Source organism: Gemmatimonadota bacterium (genome assembly GCA_040388625.1).
Lineage (GTDB): Bacteria > Gemmatimonadota > Gemmatimonadetes > Gemmatimonadales > Gemmatimonadaceae > Fen-1247.
In genome coordinates this window covers 1-16,378 of the sequence record JAZKBK010000007.1, presented here as the reverse complement: position 1 = coordinate 16,378, position 16,378 = coordinate 1, and the positions used below count along the sequence as shown (strand labels likewise).

Annotated in this window: 24 protein-coding genes; all 24 read left to right on the top strand. The window is 64.6% G+C overall.

Translation table 11 applies throughout. From position 1 onward, the window contains the following. Positions 1–225 (top strand): helix-turn-helix domain-containing protein, encoded by a 225-nt coding sequence (locus tag V4529_16540; protein MES2359949.1) that lies wholly within the window; start codon positions 1–3, stop codon positions 223–225. Further along, entirely contained in the window at positions 222–1,319 is a 1,098-nt protein-coding gene (locus tag V4529_16535; GenBank protein MES2359948.1) for a site-specific integrase, read from the top strand. The genes V4529_16540 and V4529_16535 overlap by 4 nt, the downstream gene beginning before the upstream one ends. Further along, positions 1,316–2,614, top strand: coding sequence for an RNA ligase (locus V4529_16530; GenBank protein MES2359947.1), 1,299 nt, complete (start codon positions 1,316–1,318; stop codon positions 2,612–2,614). The genes V4529_16535 and V4529_16530 overlap by 4 nt, the downstream gene beginning before the upstream one ends. Next, entirely contained in the window at positions 2,611–3,105 is a 495-nt protein-coding gene (locus V4529_16525; protein ID MES2359946.1) for a hypothetical protein, read from the top strand. The genes V4529_16530 and V4529_16525 overlap by 4 nt, the downstream gene beginning before the upstream one ends. Continuing rightward, a complete protein-coding gene (locus V4529_16520) occupies positions 3,102–3,380 on the top strand; it encodes a hypothetical protein (GenBank protein ID MES2359945.1) in 279 nt (92 codons plus the stop codon). The genes V4529_16525 and V4529_16520 overlap by 4 nt, the downstream gene beginning before the upstream one ends. Positions 3,381–3,474: 94 nt before the next feature. After that, the gene (locus tag V4529_16515) at positions 3,475–4,383 is read left to right on the top strand and encodes a hypothetical protein (protein ID MES2359944.1); all 909 of its coding nucleotides are present in this window, start codon (positions 3,475–3,477) and stop codon (positions 4,381–4,383) included. A gap of 293 nt (positions 4,384–4,676) precedes the next feature. Further along, positions 4,677–4,856 (top strand): hypothetical protein, encoded by a 180-nt coding sequence (locus V4529_16510; protein MES2359943.1) that lies wholly within the window; start codon positions 4,677–4,679, stop codon positions 4,854–4,856. Further along, positions 4,853–5,278: a hypothetical protein gene (locus tag V4529_16505; GenBank protein MES2359942.1), complete on the top strand. Its 426-nt coding sequence runs from the start codon at positions 4,853–4,855 to the stop codon at positions 5,276–5,278. The genes V4529_16510 and V4529_16505 overlap by 4 nt, the downstream gene beginning before the upstream one ends. Beyond that, positions 5,275–5,619 (top strand): helix-turn-helix domain-containing protein, encoded by a 345-nt coding sequence (locus V4529_16500; protein ID MES2359941.1) that lies wholly within the window; start codon positions 5,275–5,277, stop codon positions 5,617–5,619. Before V4529_16505 ends, V4529_16500 begins: the two co-directional genes overlap by 4 nt. Next, positions 5,616–5,822: a hypothetical protein gene (locus tag V4529_16495; protein ID MES2359940.1), complete on the top strand. Its 207-nt coding sequence runs from the start codon at positions 5,616–5,618 to the stop codon at positions 5,820–5,822. Before V4529_16500 ends, V4529_16495 begins: the two co-directional genes overlap by 4 nt. A gap of 134 nt (positions 5,823–5,956) precedes the next feature. Next, a complete protein-coding gene (locus V4529_16490; protein MES2359939.1) occupies positions 5,957–6,304 on the top strand; it encodes a hypothetical protein in 348 nt (115 codons plus the stop codon). Beyond that, the gene (locus tag V4529_16485) at positions 6,301–6,561 is read left to right on the top strand and encodes a hypothetical protein (GenBank protein ID MES2359938.1); all 261 of its coding nucleotides are present in this window, start codon (positions 6,301–6,303) and stop codon (positions 6,559–6,561) included. Before V4529_16490 ends, V4529_16485 begins: the two co-directional genes overlap by 4 nt. Before the next feature lie 255 nt (positions 6,562–6,816). Continuing rightward, a complete protein-coding gene (locus tag V4529_16480) occupies positions 6,817–7,362 on the top strand; it encodes a hypothetical protein (protein ID MES2359937.1) in 546 nt (181 codons plus the stop codon). Further along, a complete protein-coding gene (locus V4529_16475) occupies positions 7,362–7,745 on the top strand; it encodes a hypothetical protein (GenBank protein ID MES2359936.1) in 384 nt (127 codons plus the stop codon). The genes V4529_16480 and V4529_16475 overlap by 1 nt, the downstream gene beginning before the upstream one ends. Further along, on the top strand, positions 7,742–8,194 hold the full coding sequence (locus V4529_16470) for a hypothetical protein (GenBank protein ID MES2359935.1): 453 nt from the start codon (positions 7,742–7,744) through the stop codon (positions 8,192–8,194). Before V4529_16475 ends, V4529_16470 begins: the two co-directional genes overlap by 4 nt. A 270-nt stretch (positions 8,195–8,464) precedes the next feature. Further along, positions 8,465–9,865: a terminase family protein gene (locus tag V4529_16465; protein ID MES2359934.1), complete on the top strand. Its 1,401-nt coding sequence runs from the start codon at positions 8,465–8,467 to the stop codon at positions 9,863–9,865. A 302-nt stretch (positions 9,866–10,167) separates the two neighbouring features. Further along, complete coding sequence (locus V4529_16460; protein ID MES2359933.1) at positions 10,168–12,033, top strand: hypothetical protein; 1,866 nt, start codon at positions 10,168–10,170, stop codon at positions 12,031–12,033. Continuing rightward, positions 12,030–12,992 (top strand): hypothetical protein, encoded by a 963-nt coding sequence (locus V4529_16455; protein ID MES2359932.1) that lies wholly within the window; start codon positions 12,030–12,032, stop codon positions 12,990–12,992. Before V4529_16460 ends, V4529_16455 begins: the two co-directional genes overlap by 4 nt. A 42-nt stretch (positions 12,993–13,034) precedes the next feature. Next, the gene (locus V4529_16450) at positions 13,035–14,255 is read left to right on the top strand and encodes a phage major capsid protein (GenBank protein ID MES2359931.1); all 1,221 of its coding nucleotides are present in this window, start codon (positions 13,035–13,037) and stop codon (positions 14,253–14,255) included. Positions 14,256–14,267: 12 nt separating this feature from the next. Further along, positions 14,268–14,816, top strand: a complete 549-nt coding sequence (locus V4529_16445) for a hypothetical protein (protein MES2359930.1) — start codon at positions 14,268–14,270, stop codon at positions 14,814–14,816. After that, positions 14,816–15,214: a hypothetical protein gene (locus V4529_16440; protein MES2359929.1), complete on the top strand. Its 399-nt coding sequence runs from the start codon at positions 14,816–14,818 to the stop codon at positions 15,212–15,214. Before V4529_16445 ends, V4529_16440 begins: the two co-directional genes overlap by 1 nt. Next, the gene (locus V4529_16435; protein MES2359928.1) at positions 15,211–15,411 is read left to right on the top strand and encodes a hypothetical protein; all 201 of its coding nucleotides are present in this window, start codon (positions 15,211–15,213) and stop codon (positions 15,409–15,411) included. The genes V4529_16440 and V4529_16435 overlap by 4 nt, the downstream gene beginning before the upstream one ends. Before the next feature lie 15 nt (positions 15,412–15,426). After that, positions 15,427–16,092 (top strand): hypothetical protein, encoded by a 666-nt coding sequence (locus V4529_16430; GenBank protein MES2359927.1) that lies wholly within the window; start codon positions 15,427–15,429, stop codon positions 16,090–16,092. A 62-nt stretch (positions 16,093–16,154) separates the two neighbouring features. Then, on the top strand, positions 16,155–16,378 hold a 224-nt coding region (locus tag V4529_16425; GenBank protein MES2359926.1), incomplete at its 3' end, for a hypothetical protein.

Below are 16,378 nucleotides of genomic sequence, written 5' to 3'. Positions count from 1 at the left end.
GTGAGCGCAGCCGAGCGCGCCAGGTCGCATTTGTCGGCGGACGAAGCCGAGCCAGAGTCGCTGACCGTAGACGAGGCGGCCAAGCTGTTTCGACTGGACCGCAAGACCGTTTACGCGATGGTAGAGGCAAAGCAGCTGCCGGGCGCGCGCAGGTTCCGCGGGGCCATCCGTATCCATCGACCAACCGCGGTCGCATGGTGGGCAGCCGGCGGTGGCACCCGATGAGCGTCATCAAGCGCAAGGATGGCCGGTGGCGCATCGATATCGTCATTCGGCGCGGCGGCAAGGCTGTGCGTGTGAAGCAGGCCGCAAAGGGGGCTCGCAACAAGAGCGAGGCGCAGGCGATGGAGCGCACGCTGCGGGCGAAGCTCGAGCACAAGCGCGACCCCGGCAGCAAGGCGCCCGACTTCGGCGACTTCGCAAAGGACTTCCTCGAGAAGTACGCCAAGGTCAACAACAAGCTCAGCGAGTACCAGTCCAAGAAGCAGATTCTGGACACCCACCTGACCCCCTGGTTCTCCGGCAACCGGCTCGACGAAATCGCCGACGAGGACGTGGAGGCGTACAAGGCCGCCAAGGTAGAGCTCAAGCTGTCACCCAAGACGGTCAATAATCACCTGGCCGTTCTGTCCAAGCTCTACTCGTTGGCCATCGACTGGCACCGTGTGAGCTCGGGACCGCGCATCAAGCGGCTTCGGGTGCCGGTGCAGGACTTCGACTTTCTCACCTTCGACGAGGCCGACCGGCTCATCGCTTCCGCTGGCGACTGGCGCCACATGGTCGCCTTCGCGCTTAACACTGGGCTCCGCCACGGCGAACTGCTCGGGCTCCGCTGGTCCGACATCCACGGGACCAAGATGGTCGTCCGGCAGGCCATTGTGCGCGGCGAGGTGACCACGCCCAAGAGCCACAAGCCGAGGGAGGTGCCGCTCAACAAGACCGCCATGGCGGCGCTCGAGCAAGCCGATGCTGGCGTCGGGTCAATCTATGTTTTCGACGACGAGCACGGGAGCATACTGACTCGGGGCGAATGCAAGTGGCCGCTCTGGTCGGCGTGCGCGGCCGCGGGGCTCCGCCGCATCGGCTGGCACGTACTCCGCCATACCTTCGCAAGCCACCTGGCCATGCGAGGCGTGCCCATCAAGACCATCCAAGAGCTGCTCGGCCACAGCGATCTCAAGATGACCATGCGGTATGCCCACCTGTCGCCCGACGTGAAGATCGACGCGGTGGGCCTGCTCGAACAGCGCGGGACGACAAGTCACACGGCGGGAGCCCAGGGACCGGTTAGGGACCGGTCGGAGGACGAAAGCTCATGAATCAGCGAGAAACAAGCGTTGTTGAGGTGGAGGCGCCGGGAATCGAACCCGGCAACGTCAGCCACCAAAAGCAGCATGAAACGCTGCAAAACAAGGCGAATGGCACCGCATCGGAGCTTTCTGGCGATGCCGTGTCGTCCCTACAAAAACCGCTACCGTCCACCATGTCGGGGACCGTTTCGGGGACCGATCGCCCGCCGGAGATGCTGCTCCAATCGTTCCTCCGCGGCGGCGGCTCGCCGGAGGAACTGCGCACCAAGTACGCCATCACACATCGGCGCCACGGCATCCACTCGCAGCTCGTTCTGTTCAAGTACAACCAGATCGAGTCCCCCTTCGCCGAGCCCATCGTCCGCGAATGCCGCGGCGTCATCCTCGACGAGGCCGACGGGTGGCGGGTGGTCTCTCGGGCCTTCGACAAGTTCTTCAACGAGGGAGAGGGCCACGCTGCGCCCATCGATTGGTCGACAGCGCGCGTCCAGGAGAAGCTCGACGGCTCCCTGTGCGTGCTCTACCCATACGCGGGCGAGTGGCACGTGGCCACGTCGGGCACGCCGGACGCATCGGGTGACGTCCAAGGCTCGGACAGGTTCGCCGACTACTTCTGGCGGACCTTCGCGGCTCACGGTTGGCGTCTGCCGGAAGGGACACGGGCGGCCGAGCATTGCTTCTTCTTCGAGCTGACCGGCCCGGCCAATCGGATCGTCGTGGTGCACGCCGAGCCGAGCCTGACCCTGCTCGGGGCCCGCGATCTCGTGAGCATGGCGGAGCTACCCGTTGGGCAGGCGGCGCGCGCGTTCGACTGCAACGCTCGCGAGGTCCGCGAGTTCCCGCTGACCAGCATCAAGGAGATCGCCGCATCCTTCGCGTCAATGTCGCCGCTCACCCAAGAGGGATACGTGATCGTCGACGGGGCATTCAACCGCATCAAGGTGAAGCACCCTGGCTACGTCGCGCTCCACCGTGCCAAGGACGGCATGTCGCAGAAGGCATTCGTTGAGATCGCGCGGGCTGGCGAAACCTCCGAGGTGCTGACGGCCTTCCCTGAGTTCAAGCCGCTGCTCGACGACGCGAAGGCTCGGCTCGATGGGCTCACGACCGAAGTCGAAGCCGACTTTGCCAGCCTGCGCGGGATTGAGGCGCAGAAGGACTTCGCCATCCGGGCGGTCAAAACACGTTGCTCGGCGGCCCTGTTCGCGGTGCGAGCGGGAAAGACCAGCTCGATCCGCAGGTTCTTCGCCGAGATGCGGATCGAATCCTTGATGCAGCTCCTGGGCTATCGGGAGGCAGCATGAGCGGCGCCCCCATCACCGAGGCCGAGCTGGACTGCCCGCATGGCCACATCAACTGCACGCAGTGCTACGAGGCGCGGCGCTTGTCGAATGCGCTCGCCCGCGCCGAAGCCGCCGAGAAGCGCGCGGCGGAGCTGACAGAGGATGCCATAGAGCAGATTGGCCAGCTGGAGCGCGAGCTTTCGATCTTGCGCGCCACGCCCGCGGCGGCGGTGAGGGAGGCGCGGTCCGGCCTTGCCAAGATCATTCGCGGCGACGACGACTATTCGCACCCCGAGCTGCTGGAGGCCGTTGATACCGCTGAGCGAGCGCTCGCGGCGGCCGAGGCGGGGGAGCGAACCTGCAAGCAGCGCCCGTATCTCGATGGTGATGACCATGAGCCAACTGGCGAACCGTGCGGACTGCCGGCCCAATGGTGGAATTGCAGCTACTGCGGACCCGCGTGCGAGGACCACAAGTGCAGATGCGCGCAGGCCCCCAAGGAGACCGCATGACCGCCAGCGGCCTGAGAGAGCGCGTCGACGAGCTTCGTGCATGGGCCAGGAACCGCATCGAGCATTGCCGACGCCAAGAAGCCAAGTTCGGTTGTGGCGACATTGCCATCGAGGCAGCAACGGAGCGGCGCTCGTTGACGGCTGTGCTGGCGATTCTTGGCGAGCCTGGCCAGCAAGGTTGCACATGCGAGACGCCGACGCTGAAACACTATCTCGGTAGCGGCGAATATTGCACGACCTGTTGCCAGTTCAGGCACATGGGCGGTGCGACATGACCGCCCGCCGGCTGCTCTGCGTCGCGGAGCTCGCCCTGCTCGGCGGGTACCTCGTGGGCTTGGCTGTTGTCGTCCAGTGGGCAGGGAGGCGGAAGTGAGCGACTGGGTCCCGTTCCATCGACGCCTCGCCAAGGGTCCCAAGAAGGGGCTACCACGCGCCGTACGGTTCGTGCTGCTCGAGCTCTCCCTGGAGTCCAGGGCGACGCGCGGCGTCATCGACCTGCCGCCCACATGGGACACTGTCGACGCGGTGCACGACTTGATCGGCGGCAACAAGCGCGAGATCGCCGTCGCTCTCAAGGCGTTCACGAGCGAAAGTCTCGACGAAGACAACGCGATCTCGATCGAAAAGTCGGTCGGCGTGCACAGAATCGTCGTGAAAAAGTGGACCGAGTGGGCTGGGCCCAAGTCATGTGCCGAGCGAGTGGCAGACCACCGTGAACGAAAACGGGCACTTGCGACGGAGGAAACGTTACAGCCTGTAACGCCTGTAACGCCTACAGGACAGGAGAAGACAGGAGAGGACATAACAAGACAGGAGAAGAGAGCAGACCGCCCGCCTCCGGCGGCCCCGACTGCTCCTGCTCCGAACGAGGACGCGATCCTGGCGGAGATGGGCAGACACTCCGAGCTCGCGTCAATCGTGAGCCGTCCCCTCGCTCGCGCTGTCGCCGAGGAGTTCGCGACCAGGCAAATCCCATTGGGCCTCAAGCTTGAGTGGCTGTTCCAGTCGATTCGCGACTGCGCTGGCGACGCGGCTGGCCTCGGCCTGAACCGGGAGGCGCTGACCAAGAAGCTCCGGGCATACTGCAAGCAGACCAAGAAGCCCCGCGAGGATGTGGCCGCCAAGGACACCAGACAGGCCAGGGAGCAGGCTGACCACGACGGGCCGGTACGGATGCCCAAGCCGACGCCAAAGGAGCCCACAGGGCCTCCTGCGAGCGTGGAGCGGATGATCGCGGCGTCGGAGATGATTGCGAAGATTGGGAAGGGGGCCGCGTAAATGAACCTTGATAAGTGCCGAACCTGCGGTGAGCTATTCAAGTCGCATTGGGACGCGGCTGCTTGCTGCGCCTATCGCGGTGCCTGCGGCAACAATGGTTGCACCAAGCAGGTCGGCCACTGCTCGAACTGCGCCCCGACCCAAGGGGGTACCCGTGCGCATTACCGGCGCAAGATTGATCAATTGGTTGCGGAAGCTGTAGGCCAATTCCCAGGCGGCGGAGAGCTTCCGGCGGAGGATGTGTCCGACATGCTCAGAGAAGCGGCCGAGAAGCTAATGGCCAAGGGAGCAGCATGAGCCGGCGCTGGTTTCAGAAGCAGGTGGAGCGCTGCGTCAGCAGCCTCGAGCAGGCGTACTTCACGAATCAGAACGGAATTGAATTCTGCTCGCGGTGCGGGTTTGCCCGCGGGCTTCACGAGAGCGTCAAGGCGCAGCAAACGAAGGCCGAGCAGGCCAGGAAGGCGGGAGCATGAGCGAAGAGAAGCGAGTGAAGGGCTGGGCGGTGAAATATGTTCCGTGCAACGGCTGCGCTCCCCAATGCGGCCACGTCGAGCTTTGGCTCGGGCATCACGAGGATGGGCTTGCAAAGGACCAGAAGAGTGGGCGCGGCGTTTGGGCAAACCGCGCTGTTCCGGTCAGATGGATCCGAAATCGCCGACCGCGCATAGCATGCGGGCGCTACATCCTCGTCCGCATTGTGGGCATCGCCAAGCCGAAGGCCCCGAAGCCGGACAAGCTCGAGCAGGCGATTGCGAAGGCGAAAGAGCTGGCCCGGGAGGCGGAGGGCACTCAGACGATAGCGATTGGGCAGCGTAATTGGGCCTCTGCGCAGTGGTGGGACGGGCACATCCAGGCCGCCAGAATCATGGTGCGCGCACTAGAGGCCCTCCGATGACCGCCCCAGCCCCCATCTGGAAGCAGGCATTGGAGCAGCGCCGAGCCAAGCCGCTGAAGCCTGCCAAGGCGCCGACCGGTGAGCCCCTCCGCGCCCTGCTGCTAGCCCGTGGAGTGCTCTGGCTCATTGAGGCCGCCGGCAATCACTACGGCGTCACGCTGGAAGAGATGTTCTCGCACATCCGCCCGCACCGGGTCTGCGTCGCCCGCCATCATGCGTGGTGGGAGCTGCGTCAGCGCGGGTACTGGAGCTATCCCGACATAGGCAAGCTGTTCGGTCGCGACCACACAACCATCATGGCCGGCGTGCAGTCGCACGAGCGGCGGAGGCTGGCACCATGAACCACGTCATCCTGATTCTGTGCCTCGTGGCGGCCCTCCAGGTCGACCGCATCGTCAGCAGCGTCATTGCTGGCATCATCGACGCCAGGCGGAACAGGCGCGCCAGGGAGAAGCTGAAGGCCATTGGGGCCACCTGGGGCACGGATACCGACTACGCCATGCAGCTCTATCCGATGCCCGAGCGGCGGAGCGACCTCAATTGAGCCGGCCATCGCCACGCGTAGGCCTGGCTCTGCGGGCCGAGGAGCCCGTCAGGCGACCTGCGAGGCGTGCCGCGGCTCTCGTCTCGCCTGCGTGTCACCTGGAGCCCGTCAAGGGTGGGCGCTTCACGGTCAGCGTGACGATACCTGTCAAGCTTGAGAGCGTCATGAACCTGAGGGAATTCTGGGCCAAGAAGGCCAAGCGGGCGGCTCAGCACCGGTGGCTTGCGGCCACCCATCTGCAATCGGCGAGCGGGTGCAGGCTGCCGGACATCCTGCCAGCGGTGGTGAGCATCAAGCGGCTGGCTCCGCGCTTCCTCGATAGCGACAACACCGTCGCCGCCTGCAAAGCTATCCGCGACGGGGTGGCCGATTGGCTGGGCGTGGATGATGCTGACGAGCGGGTGATGTGGGTTTACACGCAGCTGAAGAGCAAGGCGTATGGGTGCCTGATTATGGTGGCACCGGTGGAGGTCGATAGATGAAGACGGCGAAGGAGTGGCTGCTGGAAACGGAGCCGGAGCAGGACCCGCTCTATGCGGGCCTAGATCTGGAATTGCCTCACATGCACCGAGCAGAGTTCCTTAGGCTGGTCGTGCGCATCCAAGCCGATGCCCGCGCTGAGGGGCGACGGGAGGGGCTGGAGGAGGCGCTCGTGGCGTGCCGTCAACAGCTGACGGCTGACCGGTGCGAGTACGCCATCAGCAAGCTCATCGAGGCGGAGAAGGGAGGCGGAGGGTGAGCAAGGTCAACTGGTACGCGCCAGACGTCGAGACTTGCGATGTGTGCGGCAAGTCGGAATTGGGCTCCGTTGGGATCGTGCACTTCCCGTCGGCTAGGGTGACATGCATGCCTCCTGGCTGGATGTGGGCCGCCATCGATGGACATCCCGTCAATGTGTGCTCGACCGTGTGTGCCGCGAAGGCAGAGCAGACACAGACGCCCTTACCGTCACAACAGGTTGCGCCGGGCAGCGGAAACATTCACGGGGGCGGGGATGAGTAAGCGGAAGCCCCCCAGCAGCACAGGCTACGTCTTCGTCCCTGGCGATGCAGAGGGGCCGCCCTTCGCCGACTCCTCACGCGCGCGCGAGCTGACCAAGGTGGAGCAGGAGGACCACATCATCCGCATGATGATGGCTGGCCGCTGGTTCGGCGGTCGCAGCTCCGAGGCGCTGGCCAAGGAATGGGGCATCCATCCGCGCACCGTGGCGGACAGGGCCCTGGTTGCCAGCGGTGTCATCCGGCGGCGGGGCTCACCCATTGAGGAATTCATCGACCAGAAGATGGCCGAGCTGGAGGCGCTCCAGGCGGCGGCCATGGATGAGGTGAAGTGGTTCAAGGTGGGCGATGAGCTGGTCAGCAAGCCGGCGCAGAACGTGGGCGCGGCCATCAACGCCGTGCGGCTCCAGGCGGAGATCAAGGGTGCGCTGGTGCGCAAGGTGGAGACGAAGGCCGTGGCAGCAGACATGACAGACGACGAGCTGCGCGCGCGGCTCAAGGCAGCGTTGGACCAGGCAGAGGAACGAAAGGAAATACACTAATGCGAACAGCGACGGTTTCGGCGGTCAAGCTATTCACGGAGAAGTCGCGGTCACTCGAGCCGCTGCACAATTGGATCGTGGTCGAGCGGGTCAGCGAGGAGCACAAGACCGCGAGCGGCATTATCATCCCAACGGGCGACAACAACGAGAGCGGCACCGAGGAGGCCGAGGTCATGGCCGTGGGGCCAGGGTGCACGTCGGGCATTCGCGTTGGCGACCGGTGCAAATTCGTCGGCAAGGCCATCGGGTTCCAGACGGACGGCAAACATTACTACATGGTCTGCGATGCGCCGCCGGCTGACCTCAAGACCGACCCGCACGGCAACCCCATCGGGGCGCCGTACATCATCTGCATCATCCGCCGTGAGGAGAACCTGCAATGAGGCTCTCACGCATCGAGCTGATGGACAACAGCGCCGCGGTGCGCCTGTTCACGAGCCGCGTTATAGCCATCGGGGGCCAGATCCACGTCCAGGACAAGCGGGTGACCATCACCGACCTGGACGAGGACGCCGGCGGCAGCGTGTGGATCAACAAGGGCGCGTACGTCATCAGCCCCGCGTCGATGGCGTTCAGGGTGCCGGTGGGGCCGGAGGCGGAGTGGGCGCGGAGGTTCGAGCCTGACCCGATGGACGGCGTGGCGTTGCGAGCCGCCGGATTGACGATGCAGACGCACGCGGCTGCGCTGCATGGCGGAGAACATCGGGGACGCGTGGAAGTGCCTCGCGATGACATCGATGTGGCTCTTGGCACGTTCAAGTGCGCCCACTGCGCCGAGCAATTCCGAAGCGGCGCCGGCATGGCTGCGCACGTGAGGAGCAAGCACCCGTGAGCGTCCTACTCTGGTGCTGGTGCTGCTGCCATTACTGCGGGACGGCGACCGTCGACTTTCGGGGATGCGTGTGAGGAGGCAATCATGACGTTCTGGCAATTCTTCTATTGGTGGCTGCTGTGCAGTGTCGTGTGGCACGGCGGGTGGATTGGCGTCCGAGCATTCGTCGGCATAATGAAACACGTGGGCACGCACCCCAAGTGAGCCAGCTAATCGCAATGCTGATGGTGCTCGCTCTCGGGTTCATTCTCGGGGCGCATTGGCGAGGCGATGCCTGACGACATCCTCCCACTGGTGCTGGAGGCGGAGAAGCGGTGGGGCACGCCCCCCTTCGTGCGCGAGCTGTTTGCCCAGCAGCTCGCGTTCATCGCCGATGCGGGCAGGGCCAAAGCGGCGCTCTGCTCGCGTCGGGCGGGTAAGACGTACGCCGCGTGCGCTTACCTGCTGCTAGCCGCCTTCCGCAACCCTGGCACGGTGTCGGCGTACATCGCGCTGACCCGCGCATCGGCCAAGCGGCTGCTGTGGGAGGAGCTCATCCGCTTCGACCACCGGCACTCGCTCGGCCTCACCTTCAACCATTCCGAGCTCACTGCGAGGCTACCCAATGGATCAAGCATCTTCCTCGTTGGCGCTGATGATGCGGCTACCATCGAGCGGCTACGTGGAGGCAAGTACCTCCTGGCAATCGTGGACGAAGCCGCCAGCTTTAGGCCTTCGGTTCTTGAGAGTCTCGTACGAGAAATCCTGCGGCCAGCTCTCATCGACCTTCGAGGCACTCTATGCCTTATTGGGACGCCAGGGGCTGCCTGTGTTGGGCTGTTCCATGACGCTACTACCGACCCAGCCAGCCCCTTCAAGCTCCACCATTGGACGGTGCTGGAAAACCCTCACGTACCCCACGCCCGAGAGGAGCTAGACCATGAGCGCAAAGCGAACCATTGGACCGAGGACCACCCGATCTACCGCAGGGAATGGCTCGGTGAATGGGTACGTGACAGTGGGTCGCTGGTCTATCAATATGAGCCGACTCGAAACGGCACTGGAGTTCTGGGCGGCGGGCCTGCTCGACAGACCATCCTTGGGTGCGATTATGGTGTGGTCGACGCAACCGCTTTTGCCATCTGGGCGTGGGAGCCGCACCAGCAAACGTGCGTCCTCCTCGAATGCTGGGGCCAAACGGGCCTCATCCCCTCGGAAGCGGCGCGCATCGTCCGCGAGCTAAACGCCAAGTGGCACTTCGACCGCATCGTCGGCGACGTCGGGGGGCTCGGCAAGGGCTTCGCCGAGGAGGCTCGCCAGCGGTTCGCGGTGCCCATCATGCCCGCGCAGAAGACCAACAAGCGTGGCTACATCGAGCTGTTCAACGGCGACCTCAAGTCGGGGCTCATCCGCGTAGTGGCCGACAAGTGCAAGCAATGGGTCGAGGAGGCGACCATCTGCCAGTGGGACGAGAAGCGCGAGAAGGAGGACCCGCGGTTCGATAACCACTGCCTCGACGCCGCCCTCTACGGCTGGCGCGAGTGCAAGGCGTTCGCTGAGGATGCCGACCCGAGCCTGGAGCCGGAGCCAAGTGAAGAGGAGCGCCTACGCCGGCAGCACATGGAGCGCTGGGAGCGCCGCAAAGAGGCCGACGAGCAGGGAGTGGACTGGTTCAGCCGGCGCTTTTGGTAGTGCGCAGACATTGCACGGCATGAGCAGATTTGACACGCAGCATATGGCAGTGTACAGCCATTATCAGTGGGCCTGGACGAGCTACGTGCACTCCTTGCACTACTCCGCGAGCACGGAGTGCACAGCTATCGCTCTGGCGAGATCCAGCTTGAGCTAGGTCGGGCAGTAGTTGCACAGCCTGCCGATGAGGCGCCCGCCAAGGAGCTGACTCCCACCGAGGTGGAGCAGGCGGCCCTCGACCTGTTGTTCCGCTCCTCTGGCAACACCGTCCGCCTAGTGCCTCGAGCCAAGAAGGCCGTCGAGTGAGCAGCCTCGCGGTCACCGGGGGCGAGGCGCGCGATCAGCGCTGGTGGCCGAAGGACGAGAAAGGCGACCCAATCCAGCCGGCACACGACGCCATCTTCAGCATCGTCAACCGCATCAAAGAGAACCAGAGCGCGCGCACCGACCGCGACCTGATTCACTATTGCCTCTACGGCGCTGACCTTGTGCAGGGGTTTGGCGTCACCAGCTACACGACGCAGGCCGCATACGCGAGTGCGCCGCTGTCCGTGAACATCGTCCGCAGCGTCATTGACACGCTGCTGGCGAAGATTGTGAAGGGCAAGCCTCGCCCGTTCTGGCTGACCAGCGGGGGGGACTGGGACCTCCAGCAGCAGGCGAAGCAGCTCAACAAGTACAGCGAAGGCCAGTTCTACGAGAACAAGGTCTATCGGCTGAACCGCAAGGTGGTGCGCGATGCGCTCATCTTCGGCACCGGCGGCGTGAGGGGGCACGACAACGATGGCCAGCCGACGCTCGAGCGCACGTTCACGCCCGAATGCTACGTGGCCGATGCCGACGCGAAGTATGGCGATCCGCGGTGCCTCTACCAGCAGCGCACGATGGACAAGCTCGTGCTCACCGAGAAGTTCCCGAAGTTCGCGGCGGAGATCGACCGAGCCGGCTGGGACGATCGCGGCCGCTGGACGGCTGGCGATATGGTCCCGAGTGACCAAGTCGAGGTGTGCGAGGCGTGGCACCTGCCGTCGGGCGAAGGCGCAAGTGATGGCCGTGACGCCATCGTCATCCCTGGCGCCACGCTGCAATTCGGCGACTCAACCGGCTTCCAACACCGCTTCCTTCGCTACTGCGAGCCGGTGCTGGGCTGGTACGGCTCTGGCCTGGCCCAGCTGCTCGCGGGCAAACAGCTCGAGATCAACAAGCTGCTGATGGAGATTCAGCGCTCGTTTCACGTCGGCTCGAACTTCCGGGTGTTGTGCGAGCGCGGCTCCAAGATCCTGAAGTCGCACTTCAACAACGAGATTGGCGGAATCCTCGAATACACCGGCGCGGCGCCCACGTTCGCCGTTGCGCAGACGGTGCACCCCGAGAAGTTCCAGCACCTGCTGTGGCTGGTCGACGCTTCGTTCCGCGAGGCCGGCATCAACGCGATGACCGCGGCGGGGCAGAAGGATCCGACCCTCAAGAGCGGCAAGGCCCAAGAGGTGGCGCTGGACATCGAGGACAGCCGCTACGCCGACTTCGCGCAGGCCTACGAGGAATTCTGCATGGACGAGGCGGAGTTGCTCCTCGACATGGCGAAGCGCTCGGGCCGCAAGCCGGTCATCTACGTGGGCAAGCGCGAGACCGAAGAAGTCGAGCTGCCGGACATGAAGCGCCAGCCGACTGTGCTCCAGGTGTTCCCCACCTCGGCCCTTGCGAGCGCTCCCGCTCAGCGCATGCAGCAGGTGCAAGACCTGGCCGGCGCGGGATGGATCACGCCGGCCGAGGGTAAGCGCCTGCTCGACTTCCCCGAGCTCGAGGAGGCCGCCGAGATGGGCGACGCCTCCTACAACAACGTTCGCGAGTGCCTCGCTCGCATGCTGACGGACGGCGAATACCAAGGGCCGCTACCGCAGATGGATCTCGATGAGGCGCTTGAGACGTCCGTCGACTTCTACCTGTGGGCGCGGAACAAATACCGCAAGAGCCCGCCGGCGAACCTGGATCTGATTCTCCAGTTCCAGGCCGATGTGGAAGAGCTGATGAATGCCGGCAAGAGCGCCGGGCAGGACCCGCAGCTTAGCGGGATGTCTCCAGTCGTGGGAGCGCCGGTGCCTGGGGGCACGCCAGGCGGTCCGGCTCCGCCACCGCAAGGGCCCCCGCCTGGGAGTGTCCTTCAATGAGCGATGAGACCAAAGTTCAGGCCGGCGATGCCGCGGCCGAAAGTGTTGCCGCCCCCTCTGCCGTTGATGAGAGCCCCCAATCCGCGCCGGCAGAGGGTGGCGGTGACGTTGTCGAGACGGAAGGCAAGGAGGGCGAGCCGGCAGCGGAGGCGAAGCCTAAACCCACTGTCGACAAGCTGACCGCATGGAGCGAGAAGCTGTCCCGCCGCAAGGGCAGGCTCGACCAGCGCGAAGGCCGCACCGTCGAGAAGGAACGCGAACTCGAGCAGCGCGAGGCCAAGGCCAAGGAGATCCTGGCCCTGCTCGACACCGACCCGGACAAGCTGCTCGACCAGGTGGCCAAGGTCCGCGGTGTACCCAAGGCCAACGTCTACAAGAGCTGGATGGAGCGCACGCTCCAAGAGAACGACCCCAACGAGCGCGTGACCAGGCTCGAGCAGACGCTGGCAGAGCGCGACGCCAAGGCCAAGGCTGACGAGGAAGCTCGCGCCAAGGCCGCAGAGGTGACCGAGAAGCAGACGGCCATCTCCAGCTACATGGCCAAGACGCGCCCCTACGTAGAGACGGTGCTGCCGAAGTATCCGCACCTTGCGGCCTATACGCCGGAGAGTGTGTGGCAACGTGCCACAAGCATCGTCATTTCCAACTTCGAGCGCACAGGCCAAGAAATACCGCTTGACAAAGTCTTGGCTGACTTGGAAGCTAACACAGCGGCAGACTACAGCCGCATCGAAGCACACCGCCAGCGTGGGAGCGGTCAACAAGAGCCCACGAACTCCGAGCGAGCAGGAGCCGTCAAGTCGGCGCAGCCCGAAACGCGAAAGCGTTCGATCTCCAACCAAGACGCTGCGTCTAGGGCGACTCCCGGCACGGTCAAAGACATCCTCGAGATGAGCGATAAAGAGCTCACTCAGCTAGCCGTGGAAGAGCTCAGGCGCGCCGACTCGCGGTGGCGCTAGCCCCAATAGCTACAGCGCCCCCGGGTTCCCCCGGAGGCTTCGATGGCTGCATTCGATACGACGGCGGCAACGCCGATCCTGAAGACCAAGTACCAGTCCAAAAAGGTTCAGCAGATGGCGTACAAGAAGTCGCCATTGCTGGGCATGATCCCCAAGGACCCCGACGGTCCGGGCGATCAGAAAAACTTCGTCATGCGCTATGCCCGAGTGTCGGGCGGATCGCACAACTTCGGCACCGCACAGGCCAACGCGGGCCCGAGCTCGTACAAGAAGTTCGCAGTCACCACGGTGACCGACTACGCCGTTGCGAGCGTCGCCGGCAAGACCATCGCCGAGTGCAAGGGTAACGCCCAGTCGCTCGTCAATGCGCTGTCCGGTGAGCTCGACTCGGCCATTCAGACTTGCGGCGAGTCGGCGGAAATCGACCTCTACGGCAACGGCGGCGGCGCTCGAGCAGTCATCGACGGCGCGAGCACCATGGCCGGAGCGACCATCACCCTCTCCAAGCCGGCGGACATCGCTCGCTTCGATAAGGGCATGTGGGTTCAGCTGGCTAGCACCGACGGCACGTCTGGCTCGGTGCGCGGCGGGCACGTTCAGATCTCCGGCGTCGATCGCGACCTCGGCACCCTGACGACCACCGGTGGCAACTGGTCCACCCAGATCCCCGGAGCGCTCAACACCGACTACATCTTCCGCGAGGGTGACTTCGGCGCTGCCATGAGCGGCCTCGGAGCCTGGATCCCGTCGTCTGCCCCCGGCGCCACGGCGTTCTTCGGTGTCGACCGAACCGACGACACCACCCGCCTCGGCGGCGTTCGCTACAACGGCAGCGGCGGCCCGCAGGACGAAGTGCTTATCGAGGCGGTTGCCAGAGTGCTCAAGGAGAATGGGACCTCGGACACGCTCCTTGCCAACAACCTCGACGTATCGCCGCTGGTCAAGCTGCTCGGGACCAAGCGCGAGTACACGTCGGCCGACTCAACGCTCGCTGGCGTTGGATATAAGGCCATCGAGGTCGAAACCGGCGCTGGCCCGGTGAAGATCGTATCCGACCCCAAGTGCCCCAAGGGTACCGCTTGGCTGCTCCAGATGGACACCTGGGAGCTTGTGAGCTCGGGCGGAGACGTGCCGCACATCCTCGACCTCGACGGAAACACCTGGCTGCGCGAGGCGGGGGCTGACGCCTACCAAATCCGCGTTGGCTACTACGGAAACGTTGGCTGCTACGCGCCTGGCTGGAACGCCCGGATCACGTGGTGAGGAGCTGAGCCCATGACCGCAATCAAAGACGTTCGCACCTTCCTCCTCGGCATGACTCAGGCCGTCGGGGCCACCCCCTCGAGCACGCAGGCCGCAGTCCTTAGCCAGCTGCTCACGCTCCGCATCCCCTGCCTGAAACCGGGCGCGGGAGCGGCAATCGGAACCGGAGACGACGCCGCTGCCGGTACCGACATTACCGACAACGTGCTGTGGAGCAACGACACCGGCTTCGACGTGACGCTCACGGGCGTTTCGTTCAGGCCTGGTGTCACCGGCTTCACCGAGTCGACTTCGGTCTTCTCGACGATGACGCTCACCAAGCGCACATCGGCGGGCGCCACGTCCACCTCGGTGGCGACGGCGACCACGAACACCGTGGCCAACGGCGGGCTCGGGACCATGACGGTTGGCCAGACCGGCGCCTTCACCCTGACGGCGACCATTGCCGACAGGACCATCGCGGCCGGCGCATGCATTCTCTACAGCAAGACGCACGCGAGCACTGGCACGATTCTGCCGGGAGGCGTCATCACGCTGACCTTCCGGCTGGGAGATGCGTAATGGCCAATCGAAGCCTAAAGGGCGTGTTTCGCACGCCCCACATGGAGCCAAACGTCTTCTTCATCAAGGTTCCAATCGACGGCGCCAGCGCGGTAGGAACCATCGGCCCGACCGGGATTAGCTCGTATGTGACGGTTACCAAGCCGGCAGGTACGGGCGTCTATCGGGTGACCCTCTCGGACATCTACCAAGAGGTCGTGTGGTGCGATGCCACCATCCTGAAGGCCGCCGGCACCCTCGATGCGGACATCTTGCCGGTGACTGAGTCCGGGTTTCAGAGCTCGGGCAACTACGTCGAGTTTCAGGTCAAGAAGTCCAGCGACGGAACCGCGCTCGACCCCACCAGCGTGACCATTCGGATCATGCTGGTCCTGCGCAACTCGCAGGTGACACCGTGAAGGCGCCCGCTCTGGTCCTCGCCATTCCCCACAAGGGTGGTGGGGACGATGAAGGTGACGACGAGGACATGGCCGACGGGGAGGACTCCGACGCCATGGAAGCGTGTGACGCATTCTGCGACGCCGCCGACATCCCGGAAGACAAACGCAAGGCCACGTACGACGCCCTCCGCGCGTTCGTGAAGTGCTGCTGCTGAAGAAAGCAAACGAACATGACTATCTCCAGTTCATCGTACACGGTCGGCACGCAGACGTTCGCGACCAAGCAGTCCGGCGACGTCATCAACCGAGTCACCCAGACAGGCGCCGCGAGCGTCTCCATCACCGAGCCGGAAGGCGTGGACATGACCCGCGAGGGTCGGCGCTTTATGCTCGGAAACAACGCGGCCATCACCGGTATCGCACCGGTGCAGACCGTCCAGACCACGGCGGCGCAGTGGGGCATCACCAACCCCGCCACCAACACCAAGACCGCCGTCTTCGACATGCTGGGCGTCTGGCTCGTCAGCGGCACGGCCGGCACAACCGGCAACGTGGTCGCCGTCGCTCCGTTCACCACGCCGGCGCAGACGTCGTTCACGGCTGGGTTGGCGATTGCCAACTGCAACCCGCTCTCGACGGCAACGTCTGCGCTCGTGTGCAAGGCGACAATCACCATCACGGCGCCCACGGCTCCGGTGTGGACCCCGATCGCGCAGAGCCCGAGCGCCGCCTCCGCGGCCATCCTGAGCCTTGCTCTCGTCAACTACGAGATACGCGGCCGTATCATCCTGCCGCCCGGCTCGAGCTTGGCCCTCAACGTATACGGCGCGGCCGGCTCAACGCCGCTCTTCGCTCCGATCGCGAGCTGGTACGAGGTCGAGTCAAACAACAGCTGAGGCAGTAAGGAAGGAGGTGCGCGGTGGCGAGACTTAGGAGACTCGACGACCTACGAGCTGACGTGCGCCTCCGTGCTGACAACCAGGCGCTGCAGGACTCGGACATCAACGAGTTCATCAACGAGAGCATCACCGATCTATACGACATGCTCACCAATGCGTTCGGTGAGCAGTACTTCGAGACGGAGACGCCGCTCGCCACTGTGGCCAATGTCGCCACGGTGGCGCTGCCCAATGGCTTCTACAAGCTGACCGGGCTGTTCTGGAACAACGGCGGCTACAAGCA

Bases quoted from the DNA above. Each gene is read 5' to 3' on its own strand.
- V4529_16535 (MES2359948.1), top strand. From the start codon at position 222: ATGAGCGTCATCAAGCGCAAGGATGGCCGGTGGCGCATCGATATCGTC.
- V4529_16530 (MES2359947.1), top strand. From the start codon at position 1,316: ATGAATCAGCGAGAAACAAGCGTTGTTGAGGTGGAGGCGCCGGGAATC.
- V4529_16525 (MES2359946.1), top strand. From the start codon at position 2,611: ATGAGCGGCGCCCCCATCACCGAGGCCGAGCTGGACTGCCCGCATGGC.
- V4529_16520 (MES2359945.1), top strand. From the start codon at position 3,102: ATGACCGCCAGCGGCCTGAGAGAGCGCGTCGACGAGCTTCGTGCATGG.
- V4529_16510 (MES2359943.1), top strand. From the start codon at position 4,677: ATGAGCCGGCGCTGGTTTCAGAAGCAGGTGGAGCGCTGCGTCAGCAGC.
- V4529_16505 (MES2359942.1), top strand. From the start codon at position 4,853: ATGAGCGAAGAGAAGCGAGTGAAGGGCTGGGCGGTGAAATATGTTCCG.
- V4529_16500 (MES2359941.1), top strand. From the start codon at position 5,275: ATGACCGCCCCAGCCCCCATCTGGAAGCAGGCATTGGAGCAGCGCCGA.
- V4529_16495 (MES2359940.1), top strand. From the start codon at position 5,616: ATGAACCACGTCATCCTGATTCTGTGCCTCGTGGCGGCCCTCCAGGTC.
- V4529_16485 (MES2359938.1), top strand. From the start codon at position 6,301: ATGAAGACGGCGAAGGAGTGGCTGCTGGAAACGGAGCCGGAGCAGGAC.
- V4529_16480 (MES2359937.1), top strand. From the start codon at position 6,817: ATGAGTAAGCGGAAGCCCCCCAGCAGCACAGGCTACGTCTTCGTCCCT.
- V4529_16475 (MES2359936.1), top strand. From the start codon at position 7,362: ATGCGAACAGCGACGGTTTCGGCGGTCAAGCTATTCACGGAGAAGTCG.
- V4529_16470 (MES2359935.1), top strand. From the start codon at position 7,742: ATGAGGCTCTCACGCATCGAGCTGATGGACAACAGCGCCGCGGTGCGC.
- V4529_16465 (MES2359934.1), top strand. From the start codon at position 8,465: ATGCCTGACGACATCCTCCCACTGGTGCTGGAGGCGGAGAAGCGGTGG.
- V4529_16455 (MES2359932.1), top strand. From the start codon at position 12,030: ATGAGCGATGAGACCAAAGTTCAGGCCGGCGATGCCGCGGCCGAAAGT.
- V4529_16450 (MES2359931.1), top strand. From the start codon at position 13,035: ATGGCTGCATTCGATACGACGGCGGCAACGCCGATCCTGAAGACCAAG.
- V4529_16445 (MES2359930.1), top strand. From the start codon at position 14,268: ATGACCGCAATCAAAGACGTTCGCACCTTCCTCCTCGGCATGACTCAG.
- V4529_16440 (MES2359929.1), top strand. From the start codon at position 14,816: ATGGCCAATCGAAGCCTAAAGGGCGTGTTTCGCACGCCCCACATGGAG.
- V4529_16430 (MES2359927.1), top strand. From the start codon at position 15,427: ATGACTATCTCCAGTTCATCGTACACGGTCGGCACGCAGACGTTCGCG.